Genomic DNA, 19,306 nt, shown 5'->3' with positions numbered 1-19,306 from the left:
GCTGGCTTCTAAATAGAAGTTTTAAACTGCTTGAGCCGTATGAGGGGAAACTCTCACGTACGGTTCTTAGGGGGGAAAGCGGGAGTAATCCTGCTGACCTACCCGACAAGGCAATCGCCAAAGAAGGAATGGCAGAATACATAAAGTATTTGTTTAAAACCGTCCGTAAGTTTTTTGGTGAAGCCATCGTGGTAACACAGGAAGTTGACGACATCATCCAGTCGCCCATTGTAAAAGAAAGTATAATTAATAATTCCGACTGCAAGATCCTCTTAGACCAACGCAAGTATATGAACAAGTTCGATGATATACAGGCGATGTTGGGGTTAACTGATAAGGAAAAAGGACAGGTGCTTTCTATTAACATGAATAACGATCCAAGCCGATTGTACAAAGAGGTTTGGATTGGATTAGGCGGAACCCATTCCGCTGTCTATGCCACCGAAGTTAGTTTGGAGGAATACCTCGCATACACGACCGAAGAAACCGAAAAGATGGAAGTGATGCAGCTTGCCTCAGAACTGGACGGTAATGTAGAACTCGCCATTAAGCACATCGCTATCCAGCGGCGTGATCAATCAAATCAATAGTCATTAACAATTTAAAATTCAAGAACAATGAAAAAAGTAATGTTACTGGTGTGTACGGCATTGATGCTTGCCGTAGCACCGTCAGCCAAAGCGCAATGGGTGGTAACCGATCCCGCTAACCTGGCTTCAGGTATTCTCAACAGCGCCAATGAAATCGTACAGACTTCTTCCACCGTGAGCAATGTAGTTAAAAACTTCAACGAAGTGAAGAAGGTGTACGAACAGGGAAAGGAGTATTACGATAAGCTGAAAGCCATCAACAACCTTGTGAAAGATGCCCGTAAGGTACAGCAAACAGTACTCCTGGTGGGTGATGTGTCCGAAATGTACGTGCAGAATTTCGGCAAGATGATGAACGACCCCAATTTTTCGCCACAGGAATTGACCGCAATCGGCAACGGGTATTCGGCACTGCTTAATGAAAGTACCGAATTGTTGAAGGAACTGAAACAGATTATTACCTCTTCAAGCCTATCGCTCAATGATAAGGAGCGTATGGACATTATCGACCGTGTGTACAAAGAGGTTAAGGATTACCACAGCCTTGTTAGGTACTACACCACTAAGAATATTTCTGTAAGCTACCTGAGAGCGAAAAAGAAAAATGATGCCAAGAGAGTGCTTGAACTCTATGGAACTGCTAACCAAAAATACTGGTAAACTATGGAATGGGATAATCTTCACGAACTCCTGCGGTCGCTGTATGACGACATGATGCCGCTTGCCGGCGACATGGCGGCAGTGGCCAAAGGTTTGGCGGGATTGGGTGCGTTGTTCTATGTAGCATTAAAGGTTTGGCAGGCTTTAAGCCGTGCCGAACCTATTGATATGTTTCCGTTGCTACGTCCGTTTGCTTTGGGGCTTTGTATCATGTTCTTCCCGACCATCGTGTTGGGAACCATCAATGCGGTACTTAGCCCCGTGGTAACGGGAACCCACCAAATACTCGAAGACCAGGTACTCGACCTGCACGAGTTACAGGAACAGAAAGACCGATTGGAATACGAAGCAATGGTCAGAAACCCCGAAACAGCCTATATGGTATCGGACGAAGAGTTCGATAAGAAACTAGATGAATTGGGCTGGTCACCTTCCGACATCGGGACAATGGCAGGGATGTATATGGACAGGCAAGCCTACAAGATAGAAAAAGCCATAAAGGACTGGTTCCGGAATTTACTGGAAATACTTTTTCAGGCGGCGGCATTGGTGATTGATACCATACGAACGTTTTTCCTGATTGTCCTTTCCATACTTGGGCCGATAGCTTTTGCCATTTCCGTCTGGGACGGTTTTCAGTCCACGCTCACGCAATGGCTCACGAGGTATATAAGTGTTTACCTGTGGCTTCCTGTTTCAGATCTGTTCAGCTCTATGCTAGCAAGGATACAGTCGCTGATACTCGAACGGGATATACAAATGCTTGCCGATCCGACCTATATACCTGATACAAGCAATACGGTGTACATCATATTTATGATTATCGGTATCGTGGGATACTTTACTATCCCAACGGTGACAGGCTGGATCATTCAGGCAGGCGGTGCAGGAAACTTTACCCGTAATGTGAACCAGACGGCAATGAAATCTGGAAATATTGCCGGGGCTGGAGCTGGTTCGGCTGCAGGAAACATCGGTGGGAAATTAATGGGAAAATAAAAACAATCAAACATTCAAGAAAATGGAATTTAAAACATTAAGAAATATCGAAAACAGTTTTCGCCAAATCAGGCTGTACGCCCTTGTATTTGCCGTACTCTGTATAAGTGTTGTAGGATATGCCGTTTGGCAGTCCTACCACTTTGCGGAGCAGCAACGCCAAAAGGTGTATGTACTGGACAATGGAAAATCATTGATGCTGGCGCTGTCACAGGATGCTAGTATCAACCGCCCGGTAGAGGCACGAGAACACATCAGGCGTTTTCACGAACTCTTCTTTACACTTGCTCCCGATAAGAACGCTATTGAAAGCAATATGAAAAGAGCATTCAATCTTGCCGATAAAAGTGCTTTTGATTATTACAAAGACCTTTCGGAAAAAGGATACTACAACCGTATCATATCAGGAAATGTACAGCAGCGTATTGAGGTGGATAGCGTTGTATGCAATTTCGATACCTATCCGTATGCGGTACGTACCTATGCGAAACAATTCATTATCCGTTCCAGCAACGTGACCAGGCGTAACCTGATTACTTCCTGCTATCTCGTAAACTCCGTGCGTTCGGATAACAATCCGCAAGGTTTTAACATCGAGAAGTTTGCAATAACGGAAAACAGGGACGTCGAAGTAATTGAACGCTAAAAAGCAGAATTATGAAACATTTACTTGATTTAGACGCATTCGTAAAAACCATGACAGATAAAGGTTACAACGGTTATTTCCATACCGAAAGCTCTTATGCAGGCAAACTAAAGGACAGCATCAGTGAATTTTTAGATGCTTGGAACAAAGGTAAAGAAGCACCATTGTTAGCAGACCATCTACATTTATCTACTTATCTCGAATGGAATGGCGAGGGCAAGCCAAAGGTTGAGTGCAACCTTTGGGTAAAATACGAGAACAGAAAATTCGATTTACAGCAGACGGAAATGTACATAAAGCGAACCGACCAGTACGGACAGTTATTGAAGCAATCTAAACTGACAAATCTTACATCAAGCTCATTTCCGACAGTAAAGGAAGCGATTGCACAAGTGTCCGAAAAGCCCAAGGAGCAGTTGTTTAACCAAAACAGACGGTTCAGAATGCGATAACCATTAAAGTATGAAAAAATTAAGAGCAAATATGGACAGGTACTTTGACCGATTGGACGACCGATGGCGGGAATTACCCATAGGCAAACAGCACCAATATACCCTTTACTTTTTTGTGGGTTATCTGATGCTTACCGCAGGTGTGATTGCCAAGGTTTGGTACGATACGGGAAAGTCTGAAAACGATATGAAAATTGAGCATATCGAAAACCCTGTCCTCAAAAAAAGGGAAAGTCCTGCAAGGTTGCAGGATAGTGTATCAACAATTTTAAAAAATAAGATTTATGAAAGAAAATGAAAATAAAAAGACGGTGGTTCGGGTAACCGAGGGTAGCCCGAAAGACACCGCTGATGTACTGCAAGCCACTAGACATACCAAAATTGAAAAGCTTAAAAAGCCACTCATATTCGGATTGATGGGTATCGTTTTCCTTGGCTGTATGTACCTCATCTTTAAACCATCGGAAGACAAGAAGGAAATTGAGAACATCGGGCTGAACGATGCGGTTCCCCAAGCTACCGAAGCAGGAATGCAGTCAGACAAGCAAAAAGCCTATGAGCAGGAAATGCTGGAACAAAAGGATGCTGAAAAACGAAATGCCTTGACAACGCTTTCCGATTACTGGAATACTGATAAAGGGGAAGATGCATTAGATGAACCCATTGATGAAGAGCAGAACCCTGTGAGCAAAAAATCTAGCGGATACGGTAATCCGACAGTCAACAGCTACCGTAACGCACAATCTACATTGGGTTCTTTTTACCAGGATGATAATCGTGAAACGATAGAACTCCGCAGACAGCTAGACGATTTGAAAGAACAATTGGCAGAAAAGGATGTACCTAAAACAACAACCGTTGATGACCAATTGGCATTAATGGAAAAGTCCTATCAGATGGCGGCAAAGTATCTTCCGACAGGTACAAATTCAGCAGAAGCCGTGCCTGCAAAAGATGCCATTCCAGCTTCAAAGGTTTCTACACAAAAAGAACATTTTGTATCGTTCACTTCAGCAAGAAAAAACACAGTATCTGCATTGTACCGTGAGCCTAGCGATAGTGTCTTTTTAGCCGACTGGAGCCAGACCAAGAACAGCCGTTTTTATACCGAAGGTTCTGCCCATCAGGTCGCACAACCTAAAAATAGTATCAAAGCCTGCGTACACGATGCACAAACTGTAGTTGGAGAGACAGGAGTTCGATTACGCTTGCTCGAAGCTGCTAAAACACCCAGCCGTACGATCCCCAAAGGGACTATTTTAACAGCAATTGCCAAATTTCAGGGAGGACGTTTACAGCTAAAAGTAACCTCTGTAGAATTGGATGGAAATATCATTCCGGTTGAGATTACCATCTACGATCTGGACGGACAGCAAGGATTGTACGTTCCATATTCTCCTGAAATGAATGCCCTTACTGAAATGGCTAGGAATATGAGCCAGCAATCGGGAACAAGCCTGATGCTTACCCAATCTGCCGGGCAACAGGTTGCGGCTGATTTAAGCCGTGGCGTGGTACAGGGCATTTCGGGCTATTTCGCCAAAAAAGTCAGGACGCCAAAAGTTACGCTAAAGGCAGGGCATCAAGTCTTCCTTGTATCCAAACAATAATGTTGAATTCAAATAAATAAAATAATGAAAAATATTTTTAAAATATTTGGGGTATTTGCCCTGACAATGGGTCTAACGGTGACCTCTTTCGCACAAGATAGTGCAAAATCAAAAACTCCGCTTGCATTAGGTAAGATAGAGCCGTACAAAATGGAAGTGACCTACGATAAAACTTCACACCTGATTTTCCCGACTTCCATCCGTTATGTGGATTTGGGAAGTGAATATCTGATTGCTGGAAAAGCAGATGATGCAGAAAATGTGTTGCGTGTAAAAGCATCGGTTAGGGATTTTGAGCCGGAAACTAATTTCTCTGTTATCACGAATGACGGACGTTTTTACAGCTTCAATGTATTTTACAGTTTGTATCCTGAAGCCTTGAGCTATGACCTTTTGACAATGCAGAAGGCAGTAGATAAAGCCAACGGGAACGATGTGCTTTTTGAAGAATTGGGTAACAATTCGCCCTCATTGGCAGGCTTGCTCTTGGAAACCATTTACAAAAAGGACAAACGTGTTGTAAAGCATATCGGGGCTAAGAGTTTCGGCATTCAGTTTATCCTAAAAGGCATTTACATACACAACGGCAAATACTATTTCCATACGGAATTGAGAAACCGTACCAATGTGCCGTTTCAGATTGATTTTATCAATTTCAAGGTAGTGGATAAAAAGGTAGCCAAGCGTACGGTTGTGCAGGAGCGCCCGATGATACCGCTTCGAACTTACAAGCCATTGGATGAGATTGGCGGCAAATTAACCGAGCAAAATGTGTTCCTGTTAGACCAGTTTACCATTGCCGATGACAAAGTGCTGCTGATAGAAATTTTCGAGAAAAACGGAGGTAGGCATCAAACGCTCCAAGTAGAGAATTCAGATTTAATCAAGGCTCGTTTGATTAACGATATGCATCTGAAATTTTAATACCCTTTTAAAGTAATTATATGAAAAAGTATATCTATAGCGTGATGCTCATCTTTATGACCATCACAGTTACACAGGCACAACGAATGTTGCCGAAACAGAAAGGATTGGAAGTGAGTACAGGTGTGCTGTCCGATGATAAAATCGGTAACGATTATTACATCAATATCGGAATGACCGTAAACGGGAAAAATGGAAACTACCAGCTTTGGGCGTTGGAATATTCCCATCAATACCACGATTACAAAAATCTCCGTATCCCGCAGGAAACTTATACTGCTGAAGGCGGTTACAGTTTCTTTCTTTTAGGTGATGCCCATAAAAACATCACGCTGAATGCCGCAATAACAGGCGTAGTCGGTTATGAAAGCATCAACCGAGGCGAAGCAATGTTGTATGACGGAGCGAAAATAATAAGCGTGGATAATTTCATCTACGGAGCTCGTGGACGGCTCACATTCGAAACGTACCTGTCCGACCGATTTGTATTAGTTCTGCAAGGGCGTACAAAGGTATTGTGGGGTACAGACTTGAAACAGTTCCGACCATCCGCAGGTGTGGGATTAAGGTTTAATTTTTAAAACGTAAAAACAATGATAACAATTTTTAATAAATTCAAAATAGGATTGTTGCCGATGTATGCACTCTTGGCAATCTTAACAGCTTCAGTTACTTTGGTATCTTGTAGCAAAGATGATGAACTCGAAATACAAAACGACTTTCCTTTCGAGGTTAATGTAATGCCAGTGCCTAAAGACGTTGCCAACGGGCAAACCGTAGAGATACGCATTACCATACAGCGTACTGGGAATTACAGCAACACGCAATATTTTCTTCGCTACTTCCAGTTTGACGGACAGGGCACACTTAGGTATTACGATGAGCCGCCATACCTGCCCAATGATTTGTACGAGTTACCAACCGAGCAGTTCCGTTTGTACTATACCTCGGCATCTGCCGTATCACAATCATTTGATGTTTGGATTTCGGATAGCTTTGGAAATGAAAGGCAGATCAGCTTTCAATTTAACAGTACTGATTAACTATAGTGAAAAGAGGTTGTAATTATTCAACCTCTTTATTTTGTCTAATTACATTAACCATATTCACATTGAAGACAGAAAGTTTATCCGTACCAAGGATTGAGAAAAATTCGACGTCTGCATTCTCAATAGCTAATAATGCTTCTTGAAGAACTTTCGCACCTTCATCGGTCAATTTTATTACCTTGGCTCTTGTGTCGGTTTTATGTTCGTGCCGGCTTATAAATTTCTTTTCCTCCAGTGTTCTCAGTACTTTGGAAACCATCATTCTGTCTGCATTTCCCTGATTAGCAATATCTACCTGTGTCACGTTATCGTTTTCTCTGGAAAGCCAGCCTAATGCTGCCAAAAGAACAAATTGTGTCTGTGTCAGGTTTAATGGGTCTAAGACCTTTTTCTGTTTCCGTTGCCACAGTAAAGTTAACTGTCCTAATAAATATCCTGGGCTTTCTTCTGGGCTTTTAAACTGAAATTCTATTTTTTTTATCATATTAATTTTGAAGCATTTTTGATGAAATTAAATCAAAATCATGTTGGTTGATTTCAAGAATTCCAAAGCGGAATGGGTATCCCCAACTTTTTTTGTTTTGAATAAAATCTAAATCATTGATTAAAGGAATAATTGAGGTGTCTTTACTTCCAAAAAAATGAATATTACGTCTAGACGGACAAAAATCTTCTGAAACCTGATACTGATATATTTCATTGTCTATCACTTTTCCAATTGCTGTAAACTCTTGACAGCTTTCAGGTTTTCCAAGTGTCATTTTGCTCGAATAAAATAGCAAAAAATCATCTTTTTGCATTCGCTTTAATGGAGCAACTTTTCCGTGACAGGATTGTGCAATCCCCTGTTTCATAGCCGATTTTACGTGGTCTTTTGAAGCCACGATTATCCAATATTTTGGCTCTCTAATTGACATTATTGATATGTTTCTTGTAAGAAATCTGATAATGGAGTAGTATTTCTTCTTAGGACAGTCTGCAAATCATTTGATTCTTGATCAAACTCTCCATCTGCAATAGCTACGCTAAAGGTCGTTAGGATTTCAATTGCATGTTGCGGCACACCAAATTTACTCATTTGAGCTTTGAATTCGTCTACCTCGGGAGAAATGTATTTAATAGGTTCGTTTAAAATTTCTGATAATTGTTCAGCTACTTCTGCAAAAGTAATTTGTTCACTACCGTTAAACGTCAGTACTTTATTGATGTAATTTGTGGGATTCAAAAGTATATTTGCTGCTGCTTCTGCTAAATCATTTTTGGGTACAAAAGATGCTAATCCGTTTGCTGCAGGCAGATAAAACATTTTGGATCTTAGCAATTGATTTTTATCGCCAATCATCATTTCTATTACTTCAGCATATAAATTATGTTTCAAAATAGTGTAATTAACTCCCGAATTTTTAAGTGCTATTTCAGTCTTCAAATGAGATTCCACTAGTTCAGCCAATGGAGAAGCAGCGCTTTCGTCTTTCCACATAGAGCTTGTATACACAATGTGTTTTACGCCAACTTTTGTTGCGGCATCCACTACATTTTTATGAAGTTGGGCTCTTAGATTATCGTCTCCACCAGAAATAAAATAGATAATATCAATTCCTTTAAAGGCGTTTTCTAAACTTGCTACATCAGCATAATCGCCAACCTTTAATTCGGTGCCTTCTTTTGCATATTGCTTTGCTAGTTCGGCGTTATCGTCTCTTACAAACGCAACGATATTTTCTCCTGCTGTTTTTTCTTTCAACTGGTTGATAACCTTGCTTCCTAAGCTACCTGTAGCTCCTGTTACTAATAATTTCATTGTTATGATATTATTTTTCGTTTAAAAAAGTAAGTTTATAACCATCAATGTCTTTTACGTGAAATGCTCTACCAAAAGGCGTTTCAATGATAGGAAGCACATCCGTTAAACCTTTCGCTATAAGTTTTTCTCTTAGCTCGTCTACATTTTCATCTACAGCAAACCAAAGGGCAACACCAATTCCTAATTCACGGCCTTCAATCGGTTCAAGTGGTGTGCGGATCGCAAAGCTAGCCTGTCCTTTGTTATAGGTAAAAATGCAAGCTTGTGGATTAGCATTGTCTATTTCAAAGCCTAATTTTTTGGTGTAAAATTCTTTTGAAGCCTCAAGATTACTCACTTGTAATGAGGCGAATGTTAATTGTTTCATTTTATTTAAATTTTGTAGTCACAAATATAATATATGTGACAACAAAATAAAAACATTTTCCCTTTTTTTTATTAGAAATGCAGATATGGTAGTTTAACGTACTATAGTAATATATTTACATGTGTCACTATACGGCCAAATACTGCCTTTCAAAGCCAATTAGTCGCACATTTTCCATTCCTGTAAGAAGCATCTATAATTTCGACTTCCACAGAAAAATTGAGCATATTATGGAAGTTATCGCAATACAAAAATCTACATTGGAAGGAATGAAGAATGAACTAAAGGAACTTTTGGAATTCACCGAAAATGCTACCCAAAAATACACCTCAATTTTCAAGGAAGAAAAATGGCTGGATAACCAGGAAGTTTGTTTGATGATGAGCATTACCAAACGAACTTTGCAGACCTACAAGGACAAAGGCTTATTGCCATATTCTAAACTGAACCGCAAAAATTATTATAAACTCTCGGACGTGCAGGCTTTGCTCAAAGCCGGACAACCGTACAACACCAATGAAAATGGATTTATTGACAAATGATACGGAAGAAATCATTGCCTATCAAGAAATGATAATGCAATTGAAAAACCACATCGAAAGTATATTGAAAAATTACCGTCCTGTAATGAACGGAGAAATTTATTTGTCGAGCGAAGATGTGTGTGGGCTATTGCATATCAGCAAAAGGACTTTACAGCAATATCGTGATGACAATATCCTACCATATATTCAGATAGGTGGCAAGATACTCTATAAGGAAAGTGATATTATGACTGTATTGGAACAGAATTATGTTGGCGATAAGACAGATAGATTATAACCAAAGTCAGTCCAGATTATGTTTTCTTATAAGAACGAGTTTAGTATCTTTGCTATTGAAAATATAGAAAATCTTAAAGTGTTTTTGCTTTAAGTCCCACATTGAAAACTGGTAATTTTTAGACAACGGGACGATAAGGAAGAACGCTCATGCCATAGGCGTGGGCGCTCGCTTATTCGTTGTCGGGTATACCAGTACCTCAATGTGCGGTAAGTGTAGTTGCCTGCGCTTTCTTTTTTGTGCAGGAACTCCATTAACTTAAAATTATATGGATATGGAAACTGGTACAGCACAACAAAAAATTACCCTCGCCTTTATCAATGATAAAAGCCCAATTTTAGACTTGATATATAATGACTTGACGGCTTCAGGATTTGAAATAAAATTCCGATCCGAAACAATCGAAGATGGATTACATCAATTGTCAACATTAAATACACTGCCTGATGTTTGCATCATCGATCTTGATTTTTTCGACAGAAATGTGCTGGCACAGCTTCAAGAATTGAAAATACAATATTCAACTATAAAGCTAATCGCTCATAGCGATATTGATGATGAGAAAGTCGGTAAGGCTATTTTAGATATAGGTTTTTCAGGTTATCTGCTGTTTGGTAGCGATGTAGATGATTTTAGACGAGTTATTGAGATTCAAATAAACAACGTCTAACTAATTATTATTCAAGATGCAACTTTTTAAAGAATATCTTATTTCTAAGTGTAGCATCGTCCATCATCTTTTTAAAACTGATTACCTCAACATACATATTATATCCTCTTAAAAATCCGAAATAACCTTCATCATCAGGGCTTTTGGTCAGAGAATGTAATTCCTCCGCAAACTCTCTTATTTTAGGAGTTAAATCACAAACTACATAAGCGTAAACTGGTGTTGATTCATTAACTTTAATTTTCTCTAATCCTTCAGGCATTTCGTATTTTCCAGCTCGAATATCCTTTACATATTTTCCAATTTGCATTATCGGATCATCATCCGTTTTATATGCTTCTCTTTTGGGACGTTTAAATTCAAAAATAATTAGAGGATTACTATAATTATTGTCTCCACTTCTAAATGACTGCTTTTTATCAAATACCACTAAATCAGGTTCTCCCAAAGCATCTTTCTTTGTTGATATTTTCTTATCAGACGCAACAAACTCGGAAAAAATTAACCGTTCATCCAATAACCATAAATTATGTTCTTGATAATCGCAGTTTTCAGAAGTTTTGCCCATAGGGAAAATCAGATTATGAATGTCCTTCTCTAATTCTCCTTTGCCGTCTTCTTTTCTCTTAAGTAGTTGACGAAATGCTTCTAAAACAATTTTTCTGTTGAATACATAATGCGCTAGATCGCTTTTTCCTATTTCTGAAATTTTAGAAATAGCTTCTGCCATTTGTCCATTATGAGAAACTTCAGGATTCTCTAAAAGGGTTTTAAGTTCGGCTCTGGTTTTTTGCTCTTTTCTGAATTTTACTTCCTGTAAAGCAAGTTCAATGTTTTCGTCTTTTAAATTGTATGGAATGGTAGACATATCTAATTCATTTAGATATGGTTTATGCCAAGGAGCTGATTCATTTACATAATTTCGTATTTGTTCACTTTTTTTCTGAACACGAACCTGAACATCTTCACCGAATGCTTCCTTTGAAATTTCGCTAGCTTTTCTTTCAATATCTGCCTGCCCAAATGGAAAATACATATCTTTTGATTCTTTCGGAAAATCAAAAGTTTCACGCTCAAGAGATACATTACTATCTAAATATTCGCCTAAAATGTATGTCTTAATTATATAATTTCTTTTTGTTTTATTTTCATCTTCTTCGAAAAACTCATCTTCAAATTCCGGTATATATTTGTAGAGAGGAGTATCGGTTACCTCTCTATTATGCCCCGTTAAACTAACCCTACTTTTTTGATTACCGGGATAATATATCTTAAAAACTTTTGCTACAAATTCGTATTTCTGAAGTTTATCGTCTTCAAGTGTAAAATCTTTACTTTTCCAAAGTTTTATTTCATTGATTTCAGTAAGGAAATCGTTTAAGACGATTGAATGATTTCCTTCTCCTTCTTTCAAAATTATGGTTGGGGGAGTGAAAGTATCATTGATGAAGTAAATTAATATCTTGTCAAGAATCCTTCTTGCTATCGTTTCTATTTGCTTATCAAAATATTGGCCGGATTTTATATTTTCCAAAGTAACAACGCTATAGGTATCGACAGCAGTACTTGGCTCAATTTTCTCATCAACAATTATTTCGTATTCTCTTCCAAAACGGAAGTAACGAGATTTTAAAGATTGGTCAATATCTGTAAAAACACTACTTATAAATACATTGTTGAAGTACTTAACATACATAAACCTACCGAAACCCTTTCCTCCAATCGACCTTTTATATTCACTATAAAAGGTATCAAAGCTATCTCTGTTTTCTTGGGTAAATCCGGTGCCATTATCTCTAATTTCAATACTTTTTACACTTGGTATTGTATTTTCTATATCTAAGGTTTTTTCTCGGTGTAGAACAATTTCTATTTTACCATTATCAATTTGTTTTAAAACAATTGATTGGATTGAATTAACAATCGCTTCGATAATCGGTGTGTAAATATTTGACTTACTACGTATGTTATCAATAGTTCCCTGTATGTTTATTCTACTCATCCTTGACTGTCTGTTTATTTAGTATTGCAACACGCTTGCTATCTGTACAGTCTGAAAGGTTAAATCAAGCTTAAAGATTTAGTCAAACATATACCAAAAACGATTGCCGTTTGTAAATTTATAAAAACTAATTGAAAGCTATTTAAGAACACCCCAAAAGTGTTTTAGCTTTCATATATAATATTTACAATCTTATTGTCCATCAATTCAAACTTTATTTGTTCATATTTTGAAATGTTCTTTTTCCCTTGGTCAATTGATACAGGATAATATTTTACTCCAACATCCACAAATGGCAGTTTAAAGCTCCAGGATGATCTTATTTTTAAATTCTTTCCGCACAATTGCTGTTCAGAAGTTTCAAGATATTTTTTAAATTCAATAATACCCTGAACTCTATTATCTGTTACATAATTTGTTCGTTTCTCAAAACTGATGTTTTCGTCAAGGTTTTTCAAAATATCGTTTATTACAGAATTATTACAAGCATTTATAAAATCTCTTATAATTTTTCGTGGTAATTTTTGTACTTCTCTAATTGCTTTCTTTTTATCTTCCTGAAATACAGAAAAGTCTGCATTTACTAAATCATGGATCTTATTGTATCCTGAATGAAAAGCTTCTAAAGGAGATTTATAGAGCTTATCCTTTAAAATATCAGCACTATTGTTTTCATTATTAGTTTTGAAATCATCTAATAACAAAAAGCCCTGTTCTTCAGTTGTTTTATTAATACCGTTGACAATATTTACATAATAATATTGCTCTTGGTTATCGAATAGTACTTTTATTGCAGGATTAAATTTTTCAACTTTTTTGGCTGACTTTTTTACAAGATATTTAGTTTCATCTAAAGGATTATCAATTCGTCTTCCCCAACCATCTGTCGAAAATTCCGATTGATATCGGGATATGTGAATTCTAATTTCTTTTCTTCCTTTTTCCAGATCGGCAGTGTATTCATATTCAGGGAAACAATCAAGTATTGCTGTGTCTAACTCCCATTCCTCATAGTCACTTGTGAAATTAATTTGATAACTAAATTCATATTCTCGAATATAAACCGGGAACTGCATTTTGTTCTCGATAATTTTTTGTTGTATTACTTCAATATCTGATTTTCGGTTTACAGTTATCGCAATGGAAGTTTCTATCATTAATGAGCTTTTGAGAATGGTTTTCTTGAAGACGAAATAGCGACAAATTTAATGAATTAAAAATATCATTTAAAAAGCGCAAAGGCAAAATCCATTCTTAAACAGCGGCGTTCTTTTGCTTCTTTTCTTTGGTCGCTGTGTGGAAAGAAAAGAAGTTGGCTAAAACAACAAAAGGGATACTGAATATCCCGTGAAATGATGTCGCAACCTGTTTGGTAAAATGTAATAAGGGGAATTTATGGAGCGGTACATTTTAGCAAAGTGGTTGTACCGAGTTAATGCAAAAATGTGTTTCCGACCGCAGGAAGGAATTGCATTTTTGCCGCCCGATTTTGGTTATCAGGCGACTTTTAGGGGGTGGGTTTGGAAGTTCTTCAGATTAAGAAAAAAGCCTCTATTTTCGGTCATTCCATAGCGAAACATAGACCAAAGCAAGGAACAACCCATTTGTGCCAATGTCGCATTGATATACAAATCCTGTTTTTCCAATGCTTCTGCTAAACTGCAACTTGCCGTGTCGTCCGTTTGTTCGGACTGTTTCAGCAGTTCGCCAAATTCATCCGTAACCATTGGCAGGCTTGCCATCGTTTCATATTTCTCTGATTGAGGTTGTTTAATCTCTCCGATAGTAGATAGTATCACTTGTCCTGTTTGTTGGCTGTTCCCGAAATCCAACCAATACTTGGGTTCGTCACGGTTCATTCTGCGTTTGCTCATCGCTTTGAGCATTTCTGCAATATCAAATCGTACCTGTACATTATCCACACAAGTAATATAAATGGTTGCATTTGCATTTTCGGGTAGTACACCCAAAGTATTACGTTCAAACTTCTGAGTTTCCGCTTTCCAATTTGTACCCATAAAACGATTGACACGGTTTATCAAGGCTACGGATTTATACAATCCTGTTTCGCTCGGTGCAAATCGCTGTCTGCCCAAATTGGCTTCCGTGATAATATCATCATCCCATAACCGTACCTGCAAACCTGGGTGTGCTAATTCCGTTAGGCTATGGCTCATTTCCATTAAAGCGGTCAAAACTTTTGAACCTGTGCCACCTGCACCAATCAAATTAATTTCAATAGGGTTGGTAGGACTGATTAAATAATTGTCCGTAAAATGAATGGCTGTTTTTACTGTTTTCATTACAATAGATTTTTTAGGGTTTTGCTACTCGGTTTCAATACTTCTTTTGGAAAGGGTTTATCTGAATTTACAAGGTCTTTCCATAGGGTTACACAATTGCCTTTTATTGGGGTGTGATTGCCTAACAAATGGCTGAAATAGGAATTGAAAAAATAATGCTCCCAAGCCTGTATAAATTCCTCAACCGAAGCGGATTTTTTAATATCAACACTTACCGTTCCCATACATACTTTACCATCTTCATAGATGTTGAAATAAGGCGTATGGTACAATTTTGTCTTTTCTGTTGGTCTTCTATCGCTCGAAAGAGCAAACACGCTCAAACCGTTTTTACTGGCTTTCCAAAGCATTGGCGGTACTGGTGCTTTTCCGTTCGGTATGCCCAAACTTTCCACAAAATACAATTGCCTTTGCTGTGCTTTGGTGTACCAAACTACCGCACCCTTATCCGCATTGGGATTGATGTGCAAAATGTTGTTTGGCAAAATTCCGTTCGATTTCAAAAAGGTTTTGTTCTTTTCCTGTTCTGTGTTCAATGCCTTTGCCAATACATTGGCTTCCTTTACGGTTAAAGGGTGGGCGTTTATCGGATTACCGTTCTTGTCCATATCAAAATGCTCTACATAAACATCTGTATTGCTTCCTTTGCTTTCATAAAATACCAAAGCGGATTTTGGGTGGTATAATGTGCCAAAGTCCTGTGTTATATCGTTAATTGTTTCCATAGTTCCAATTCTTTAAAAGGTGTGTAAAATCTCGCTTAATCGGTGCAGTAACTCAAACAATCGGTTTTCAAAATAAAGGTTGTTTGCGGTTATATCCCTGCCGTCAAACTGTTTTTGGATAATGGGTTCTTCCATTTGTCCGTACTCCTGCATTTCAGTATTTACGGCTTCAATAAGGCTTTCACTGAGCCAACCTTTGTGGTCTGCATAAAAGGAAATGTATTTTTCCATACCGATGATGTTTTCCATATCTTCTTCAGATGCTTCTCCGTTAGGTTTAGCGTTGCGGAATACGTTTGCTTTGGGGTAGGTCTGATAAAGTGCAAAGGCTTCTTTTGTTATGGTCAAACACTCTTTGTCAAAATCGTCTTTGATTTTAAAACGGTTGATACGCTGTTCAAATACGGTCAGATTGATACGGTTGAAAATCCGCTGTTCCATATAATCCCCGATGTATTCGGCTTGTTTGATTTCTTCAAGATAAACGGCTGTTTCATCGGTACAATCGTCCTGTTCTACCCAATCGTTCATCATTTCATACATCCAATACAAATAACTGTCTTGCTGTCTATAATATGGAATATCGGCTATGTGGTACAAATAAGCACAAACGGATAGCAACAAATGAGCGTTTCTTTTCCGCTTGCGGTTGTGCAACATTCGATACAAGGAAGCAACGGGAATGTAAAAAAGTGTTGTCCCTGTATTGTAGCGTTCCTCACTTACAAAATGGGTTTTCTTACTGTCCTGTACCAAACGGATTTCTTCCCAATCCAATACCTTTTGCTTTAGTTTTTCTTCCATATCCGAAATTGCCAATGCTATATTGTAGGGATAAGAAAACTGTTTGCTCTGTATAGGTTCAATTTTGTAATGCTCTGCCATTTTGGAAAGGGACTGATAAAAATCCCTTTCCGTTTTATCAGATTTCCTGCAAGCCTGTACGGTTTTCGTTTCTTTCAGTTTAGGCAGAAACGTACACTTTAGAAAACCATTGGCAACATTGCTGTCGGTACTGATTTGCGTTTGTCTTTCCGCACTCCGTTGGCATCCTTTGGCTTTTGCATCCAATTGGCGAACTCGTTTAGTTGGCGGTGCAATTGCCTTTGTCGTTGCTGTTCGGGTATTGTGATAGTTCCCGATATGGTGTTGCGTTGCATAATTCATTGTTTTAAAATTTGGTTTAACCTTTCGTTCCCATTACGCTCTCAAATTTGTACTCGACTGCATCGTCTTTGATTTGCGGTGCAGATGCTTTTGCCGTTGTTAAAATAGGGTACATATTGGCGTAAAAATTCATTACGGCTTCCACACTCCAACGTGGTTCGGGGTCGGTCAATCTGATGTTTTGTCCTTTATCTTTGAGTATAAAAACTCGCTCTAATTGTGTTGCTAATAACATAATGCTCGTTTTTTAATAGTTAATATTCTGTTTCTTCTTCGTCTGTTTCATCAATTGGGTAAGCGTCTGTAACTTCTTCCGCTTGTGGCGGTTCGGGTGTGGCTTCTTCCATTGCTCCGAAAAGGCTCGGTGTGGCAAACTTGTTTGATAATTCGGTTTTACGTTTGCGGATTTCGTCTGCTTTTTCGGGAAACTCCGTTATATCGGGAACTTTTATCCACGCATCACGGAATTTGCCATCTTTTTCCAACTCATCAGCCTTTGCCATTCCGTCTTTAAACTTTTTGTCTTTGGTTTCTTTTTCCTTTTTTGCTTTCTCGGTCTTTTCTTTCTCGATTGCGGACTGCTTTTTGACTTCCTCCATTTGCTTTAGGAATTTTTCCATATCCACCATTAAACCCGATACCTTTTGTATAGGTGCGGTTATCTGCTCAAAAAATCCCTCGTCAAATTCTTGGGGCGTGGCGTTAAATGTCAATGGAGAAATTAGATTTTTGGCGTTATCTCCGCATTGTTCGTTATTGAGCAAAACCGATACGATTAGGTTGTTTTCTGCTCCTTTGGAAATATTCAGTTGCAATACTCCTATAAAGTCCAACTGCTGTATCTGATTAAAAAAATTGGTGTTCATCGTTCTGAAATTTTATAGTAGCTACCACCGTTTAAGGCGGTAGCCTGTGGTTATTTAATTAAGGTTTAGGATTTCCGCACCATCCAAGGCAAAAGCGGTACACAGGTCAAATGCTTTTTGTGATTTGAGTTGGGCAGTACCACCCAATACAATACTCTGCAACTTGGCTTCGCTATCTTTGTAACTGCGTACATTTTGGAAATAGCCTGTAACGGCATTATATGCTCCGAATAACGTTCCTTTGGTGGTGTCCATTTGCTGTGTGTCGCTTGTCATTGCGTAGGCAAAGGCATCGTTTACGGTGTTTTTAAAAATTGTGGACATTTCATCTTCTGCACCTTTTTTAATGAGGTCAAGGGTTTCTTTGTTCGGGCAAAGTGCCAACTGTATCAGTTTTTTGACTTCATTGTCGGTCGCTTTTACCTTTGACCAATCGTTGAATATGCCCTCTAGTTGACTGCTTAATGTGTTCGCCAATCCCATAATCTTGTGAGCATTCTCGATACGCTGTTTTGCTCCCGAAGTGTGTTTGATACGCACTACATTGGTCATACTGCGTAATGAAGCGTTCAGCGTATTTTGGCATACAATCCTAACAGGAGTAAATGCGGCTGTAATGCTTCCGCTACCATCGTGCGAAGTGGCCAGAAAAATGTATTTTTCTGTAACATCATCGCCTTTGCCTACACGGATATAATCGGGCAGTTTGGCTGTGATAAAAATACGTTCACCTTTTCCCAACGCCCCTGCGGTTTCGTATAGAATGCCCTCGTTACCACCTACGATAGCATCAAAAAAATTAAAGACTTCACGGTTTTGTACGATATGGTAATCCTTACCGACTACGCCCAATACTGCATTGTTATCGGTGCGTATGTTGGCGAAATAGTTAGGTACGTCTAATTCGCTACTGCCTATTTCTATGCCGTTGGCAGTTTCGATAATGCCCGAACCTTTGGTAAACAATGGGGATTTTACGACTTCGTAGTCTAAACCTGCGTGCTTGATAGCTTCCTCACTTGTTGGATATTGTTGTACGATTTGCCCCAAACCGTGCCACGCTTTTTGCTCTACTGAAAAGAAACTGTACTTTCCTGTTTTCTCGTTGAAATTGATATTATGTGCCATAATGCTAAAATTTTTGATATTAAAAAATGAATGAATATTTGTTATTAGAATGGTAGGTCGTCCTCTGTTCCCTGTGCTGTAGCCTTGTTGTTTTCGGCTTGTACAGTAGCTTGTACAGGTTCTGTTTTTCTGCTACCTCCGTGCAGTTTGATGTTTGACGTATGGAAATTCAGTCCTGCTCTTGGCTCTCCGTCATTTCCTGTCCACGCTCTTGTGCTTACCCTGCCCGATAGTTCTACCATAGTGCCTTTTGTCAGTAGTCTTGCCACGTTTGGAGTTATCCAATAGGAGCAATCAAAATAGGTGGTCTGCTCTATGCGTTCGCCCTGTTTGTTACGGTAGCTGTCGTTTGTCGCTACTGAAAAGTTTACTACTTGTTTTTCCTGTGACGTTGTGCGTACTTCCGCATCCCTTGTCAATCTTCCTGTGATGTTCATAATTTTCGATTTTACGTTGTTAAATTCCTGTTTGATTTTTTTTGATTTATTCGGCAATGAGAGGAGGTGTTGAAGTTTCGTTTCA

Annotated in this window: 25 protein-coding genes and 1 pseudogene; 13 read left to right on the top strand and 13 right to left on the bottom strand. The window is 38.7% G+C overall.

The genetic code is table 11. The features are described from left to right. Nucleotides 1-107: 107 nt before the first annotated feature. From AM279_RS03925 to AM279_RS03880, 10 genes and pseudogenes are all read left to right on the top strand, one after another. Nucleotides 108-590: pseudogene (locus tag AM279_RS03925) on the top strand (TraG family conjugative transposon ATPase); the annotation flags it as partial. A 27-nt stretch (nucleotides 591-617) separates the two neighbouring features. Continuing rightward, entirely contained in the window at nucleotides 618-1,250 is a 633-nt protein-coding gene (locus AM279_RS03920) for a DUF4141 domain-containing protein (protein WP_054406348.1), read from the top strand. Nucleotides 1,251-1,253: 3 nt separating this feature from the next. After that, the gene (gene traJ / locus AM279_RS03915) at nucleotides 1,254-2,249 is read left to right on the top strand and encodes a conjugative transposon protein TraJ (protein WP_054406347.1); all 996 of its coding nucleotides are present in this window, start codon (nucleotides 1,254-1,256) and stop codon (nucleotides 2,247-2,249) included. 22 nt (nucleotides 2,250-2,271) lie between these two features. Then, nucleotides 2,272-2,895: a conjugative transposon protein TraK gene (gene traK / locus AM279_RS03910; protein ID WP_054406346.1), complete on the top strand. Its 624-nt coding sequence runs from the start codon at nucleotides 2,272-2,274 to the stop codon at nucleotides 2,893-2,895. Between the two features lie 11 nt (nucleotides 2,896-2,906). After that, the gene (locus tag AM279_RS03905) at nucleotides 2,907-3,347 is read left to right on the top strand and encodes a hypothetical protein (protein WP_054406345.1); all 441 of its coding nucleotides are present in this window, start codon (nucleotides 2,907-2,909) and stop codon (nucleotides 3,345-3,347) included. A 10-nt stretch (nucleotides 3,348-3,357) separates the two neighbouring features. Continuing rightward, the gene (locus tag AM279_RS03900) at nucleotides 3,358-3,645 is read left to right on the top strand and encodes a hypothetical protein (RefSeq protein ID WP_054406344.1); all 288 of its coding nucleotides are present in this window, start codon (nucleotides 3,358-3,360) and stop codon (nucleotides 3,643-3,645) included. After that, nucleotides 3,632-4,957, top strand: a complete 1,326-nt coding sequence (traM, locus tag AM279_RS03895) for a conjugative transposon protein TraM (RefSeq protein WP_054406343.1) — start codon at nucleotides 3,632-3,634, stop codon at nucleotides 4,955-4,957. The genes AM279_RS03900 and traM overlap by 14 nt, the downstream gene beginning before the upstream one ends. Before the next feature lie 24 nt (nucleotides 4,958-4,981). Further along, nucleotides 4,982-5,881: a conjugative transposon protein TraN gene (gene traN / locus AM279_RS03890; protein WP_054406342.1), complete on the top strand. Its 900-nt coding sequence runs from the start codon at nucleotides 4,982-4,984 to the stop codon at nucleotides 5,879-5,881. Between the two features lie 20 nt (nucleotides 5,882-5,901). Beyond that, nucleotides 5,902-6,462: a conjugal transfer protein TraO gene (locus tag AM279_RS03885; protein ID WP_054406341.1), complete on the top strand. Its 561-nt coding sequence runs from the start codon at nucleotides 5,902-5,904 to the stop codon at nucleotides 6,460-6,462. Between the two features lie 12 nt (nucleotides 6,463-6,474). Next, the gene (locus tag AM279_RS03880) at nucleotides 6,475-6,924 is read left to right on the top strand and encodes a DUF3872 domain-containing protein (RefSeq protein ID WP_054406340.1); all 450 of its coding nucleotides are present in this window, start codon (nucleotides 6,475-6,477) and stop codon (nucleotides 6,922-6,924) included. Between the two features lie 22 nt (nucleotides 6,925-6,946). Here the strand turns inward: AM279_RS03880 and AM279_RS03875 are convergent, their stop codons facing one another. Genes AM279_RS03875 through AM279_RS03860 form a run of 4 tightly spaced genes read right to left on the bottom strand, consistent with a single transcriptional unit; the run spans nucleotide 6,947 to nucleotide 9,101 of the window. Further along, a complete protein-coding gene (locus AM279_RS03875) occupies nucleotides 6,947-7,414 on the bottom strand; it encodes a MarR family winged helix-turn-helix transcriptional regulator (RefSeq protein WP_054406339.1) in 468 nt (155 codons plus the stop codon). A gap of 1 nt (nucleotide 7,415) precedes the next feature. Then, on the bottom strand, nucleotides 7,416-7,847 hold the full coding sequence (locus AM279_RS03870) for an EVE domain-containing protein (protein WP_054406338.1): 432 nt from the start codon (nucleotides 7,845-7,847) through the stop codon (nucleotides 7,416-7,418). Continuing rightward, entirely contained in the window at nucleotides 7,847-8,731 is an 885-nt protein-coding gene (locus AM279_RS03865) for an SDR family oxidoreductase (protein WP_054406337.1), read from the bottom strand. The genes AM279_RS03870 and AM279_RS03865 overlap by 1 nt, the downstream gene beginning before the upstream one ends. Nucleotides 8,732-8,741: 10 nt before the next feature. Further along, nucleotides 8,742-9,101 (bottom strand): VOC family protein, encoded by a 360-nt coding sequence (locus AM279_RS03860; protein WP_054406336.1) that lies wholly within the window; start codon nucleotides 9,099-9,101, stop codon nucleotides 8,742-8,744. Nucleotides 9,102-9,331: 230 nt separating this feature from the next. Here AM279_RS03860 and AM279_RS03855 point away from each other — a divergent pair, with 230 nt between their 5' ends. The 3 genes from AM279_RS03855 (at nucleotide 9,332) to AM279_RS03845 (ending at nucleotide 10,593) form a co-directional block, all read left to right on the top strand. Beyond that, nucleotides 9,332-9,643 carry a helix-turn-helix domain-containing protein gene (locus tag AM279_RS03855; protein WP_054406335.1) on the top strand — a complete coding sequence of 104 codons (312 nt, stop codon included), beginning with the start codon at nucleotides 9,332-9,334 and terminating at the stop codon, nucleotides 9,641-9,643. Continuing rightward, nucleotides 9,618-9,923 carry a helix-turn-helix domain-containing protein gene (locus AM279_RS03850; RefSeq protein WP_449403930.1) on the top strand — a complete coding sequence of 102 codons (306 nt, stop codon included), beginning with the start codon at nucleotides 9,618-9,620 and terminating at the stop codon, nucleotides 9,921-9,923. The genes AM279_RS03855 and AM279_RS03850 overlap by 26 nt, the downstream gene beginning before the upstream one ends. Before the next feature lie 274 nt (nucleotides 9,924-10,197). Beyond that, nucleotides 10,198-10,593 (top strand): ANTAR domain-containing protein, encoded by a 396-nt coding sequence (locus AM279_RS03845; protein ID WP_054410107.1) that lies wholly within the window; start codon nucleotides 10,198-10,200, stop codon nucleotides 10,591-10,593. 7 nt (nucleotides 10,594-10,600) lie between these two features. Here AM279_RS03845 and AM279_RS03840 read toward each other — a convergent pair whose 3' ends face one another. The 9 genes from AM279_RS03840 to AM279_RS03800 form a co-directional block, all read right to left on the bottom strand. Then, the gene (locus tag AM279_RS03840) at nucleotides 10,601-12,595 is read right to left on the bottom strand and encodes an ATP-binding protein (protein ID WP_054406334.1); all 1,995 of its coding nucleotides are present in this window, start codon (nucleotides 12,593-12,595) and stop codon (nucleotides 10,601-10,603) included. 164 nt (nucleotides 12,596-12,759) lie between these two features. Then, complete coding sequence (locus tag AM279_RS03835; protein ID WP_054406333.1) at nucleotides 12,760-13,752, bottom strand: hypothetical protein; 993 nt, start codon at nucleotides 13,750-13,752, stop codon at nucleotides 12,760-12,762. A gap of 339 nt (nucleotides 13,753-14,091) precedes the next feature. Beyond that, nucleotides 14,092-14,898, bottom strand: a complete 807-nt coding sequence (locus AM279_RS03830) for a PRTRC system ThiF family protein (protein ID WP_054406332.1) — start codon at nucleotides 14,896-14,898, stop codon at nucleotides 14,092-14,094. After that, nucleotides 14,898-15,623: a PRTRC system protein B gene (locus AM279_RS03825; protein ID WP_054406331.1), complete on the bottom strand. Its 726-nt coding sequence runs from the start codon at nucleotides 15,621-15,623 to the stop codon at nucleotides 14,898-14,900. Before AM279_RS03825 ends, AM279_RS03830 begins: the two co-directional genes overlap by 1 nt. 12 nt (nucleotides 15,624-15,635) lie before the next feature. Continuing rightward, entirely contained in the window at nucleotides 15,636-16,790 is a 1,155-nt protein-coding gene (locus tag AM279_RS03820) for a hypothetical protein (RefSeq protein WP_054406330.1), read from the bottom strand. Between the two features lie 16 nt (nucleotides 16,791-16,806). Beyond that, complete coding sequence (locus tag AM279_RS03815; protein ID WP_054406329.1) at nucleotides 16,807-17,025, bottom strand: PRTRC system protein C; 219 nt, start codon at nucleotides 17,023-17,025, stop codon at nucleotides 16,807-16,809. A 19-nt stretch (nucleotides 17,026-17,044) separates the two neighbouring features. Further along, nucleotides 17,045-17,656, bottom strand: a complete 612-nt coding sequence (locus AM279_RS03810) for a PRTRC system protein E (RefSeq protein ID WP_054406328.1) — start codon at nucleotides 17,654-17,656, stop codon at nucleotides 17,045-17,047. 54 nt (nucleotides 17,657-17,710) lie between these two features. After that, on the bottom strand, nucleotides 17,711-18,784 hold the full coding sequence (locus AM279_RS03805) for a DUF932 domain-containing protein (RefSeq protein WP_054406327.1): 1,074 nt from the start codon (nucleotides 18,782-18,784) through the stop codon (nucleotides 17,711-17,713). Between the two features lie 44 nt (nucleotides 18,785-18,828). Beyond that, nucleotides 18,829-19,221 carry a single-stranded DNA-binding protein gene (locus AM279_RS03800; RefSeq protein ID WP_054406326.1) on the bottom strand — a complete coding sequence of 131 codons (393 nt, stop codon included), beginning with the start codon at nucleotides 19,219-19,221 and terminating at the stop codon, nucleotides 18,829-18,831. Nucleotides 19,222-19,306: the final 85 nt, after the last annotated feature.

This window comes from Flavobacterium akiainvivens, from assembly GCF_001278115.1.
GTDB classification, from domain to species: domain Bacteria; phylum Bacteroidota; class Bacteroidia; order Flavobacteriales; family Flavobacteriaceae; genus Flavobacterium; species Flavobacterium akiainvivens.
Note: the sequence above shows the minus strand (reverse complement) of the source record. Positions and strands in the feature narration are given on the sequence as shown.

Bases quoted from the DNA above. Each gene is read 5' to 3' on its own strand.
- AM279_RS03920 (WP_054406348.1), top strand. From the start codon at position 618: ATGAAAAAAGTAATGTTACTGGTGTGTACGGCATTGATGCTTGCCGTA.
- traJ (WP_054406347.1), top strand. From the start codon at position 1,254: ATGGAATGGGATAATCTTCACGAACTCCTGCGGTCGCTGTATGACGAC.
- traK (WP_054406346.1), top strand. From the start codon at position 2,272: ATGGAATTTAAAACATTAAGAAATATCGAAAACAGTTTTCGCCAAATC.
- AM279_RS03905 (WP_054406345.1), top strand. From the start codon at position 2,907: ATGAAACATTTACTTGATTTAGACGCATTCGTAAAAACCATGACAGAT.
- AM279_RS03900 (WP_054406344.1), top strand. From the start codon at position 3,358: ATGAAAAAATTAAGAGCAAATATGGACAGGTACTTTGACCGATTGGAC.
- traM (WP_054406343.1), top strand. From the start codon at position 3,632: ATGAAAGAAAATGAAAATAAAAAGACGGTGGTTCGGGTAACCGAGGGT.
- traN (WP_054406342.1), top strand. From the start codon at position 4,982: ATGAAAAATATTTTTAAAATATTTGGGGTATTTGCCCTGACAATGGGT.
- AM279_RS03885 (WP_054406341.1), top strand. From the start codon at position 5,902: ATGAAAAAGTATATCTATAGCGTGATGCTCATCTTTATGACCATCACA.
- AM279_RS03880 (WP_054406340.1), top strand. From the start codon at position 6,475: ATGATAACAATTTTTAATAAATTCAAAATAGGATTGTTGCCGATGTAT.
- AM279_RS03875 (WP_054406339.1), bottom strand. From the start codon at position 7,414: ATGATAAAAAAAATAGAATTTCAGTTTAAAAGCCCAGAAGAAAGCCCA.
- AM279_RS03870 (WP_054406338.1), bottom strand. From the start codon at position 7,847: ATGTCAATTAGAGAGCCAAAATATTGGATAATCGTGGCTTCAAAAGAC.
- AM279_RS03865 (WP_054406337.1), bottom strand. From the start codon at position 8,731: ATGAAATTATTAGTAACAGGAGCTACAGGTAGCTTAGGAAGCAAGGTT.
- AM279_RS03860 (WP_054406336.1), bottom strand. From the start codon at position 9,101: ATGAAACAATTAACATTCGCCTCATTACAAGTGAGTAATCTTGAGGCT.
- AM279_RS03855 (WP_054406335.1), top strand. From the start codon at position 9,332: ATGGAAGTTATCGCAATACAAAAATCTACATTGGAAGGAATGAAGAAT.
- AM279_RS03850 (WP_449403930.1), top strand. From the start codon at position 9,618: ATGAAAATGGATTTATTGACAAATGATACGGAAGAAATCATTGCCTAT.
- AM279_RS03845 (WP_054410107.1), top strand. From the start codon at position 10,198: ATGGAAACTGGTACAGCACAACAAAAAATTACCCTCGCCTTTATCAAT.
- AM279_RS03840 (WP_054406334.1), bottom strand. From the start codon at position 12,595: ATGAGTAGAATAAACATACAGGGAACTATTGATAACATACGTAGTAAG.
- AM279_RS03835 (WP_054406333.1), bottom strand. From the start codon at position 13,752: ATGATAGAAACTTCCATTGCGATAACTGTAAACCGAAAATCAGATATT.
- AM279_RS03830 (WP_054406332.1), bottom strand. From the start codon at position 14,898: ATGAAAACAGTAAAAACAGCCATTCATTTTACGGACAATTATTTAATC.
- AM279_RS03825 (WP_054406331.1), bottom strand. From the start codon at position 15,623: ATGGAAACAATTAACGATATAACACAGGACTTTGGCACATTATACCAC.
- AM279_RS03820 (WP_054406330.1), bottom strand. From the start codon at position 16,790: ATGAATTATGCAACGCAACACCATATCGGGAACTATCACAATACCCGA.
- AM279_RS03815 (WP_054406329.1), bottom strand. From the start codon at position 17,025: ATGTTATTAGCAACACAATTAGAGCGAGTTTTTATACTCAAAGATAAA.
- AM279_RS03810 (WP_054406328.1), bottom strand. From the start codon at position 17,656: ATGAACACCAATTTTTTTAATCAGATACAGCAGTTGGACTTTATAGGA.
- AM279_RS03805 (WP_054406327.1), bottom strand. From the start codon at position 18,784: ATGGCACATAATATCAATTTCAACGAGAAAACAGGAAAGTACAGTTTC.
- AM279_RS03800 (WP_054406326.1), bottom strand. From the start codon at position 19,221: ATGAACATCACAGGAAGATTGACAAGGGATGCGGAAGTACGCACAACG.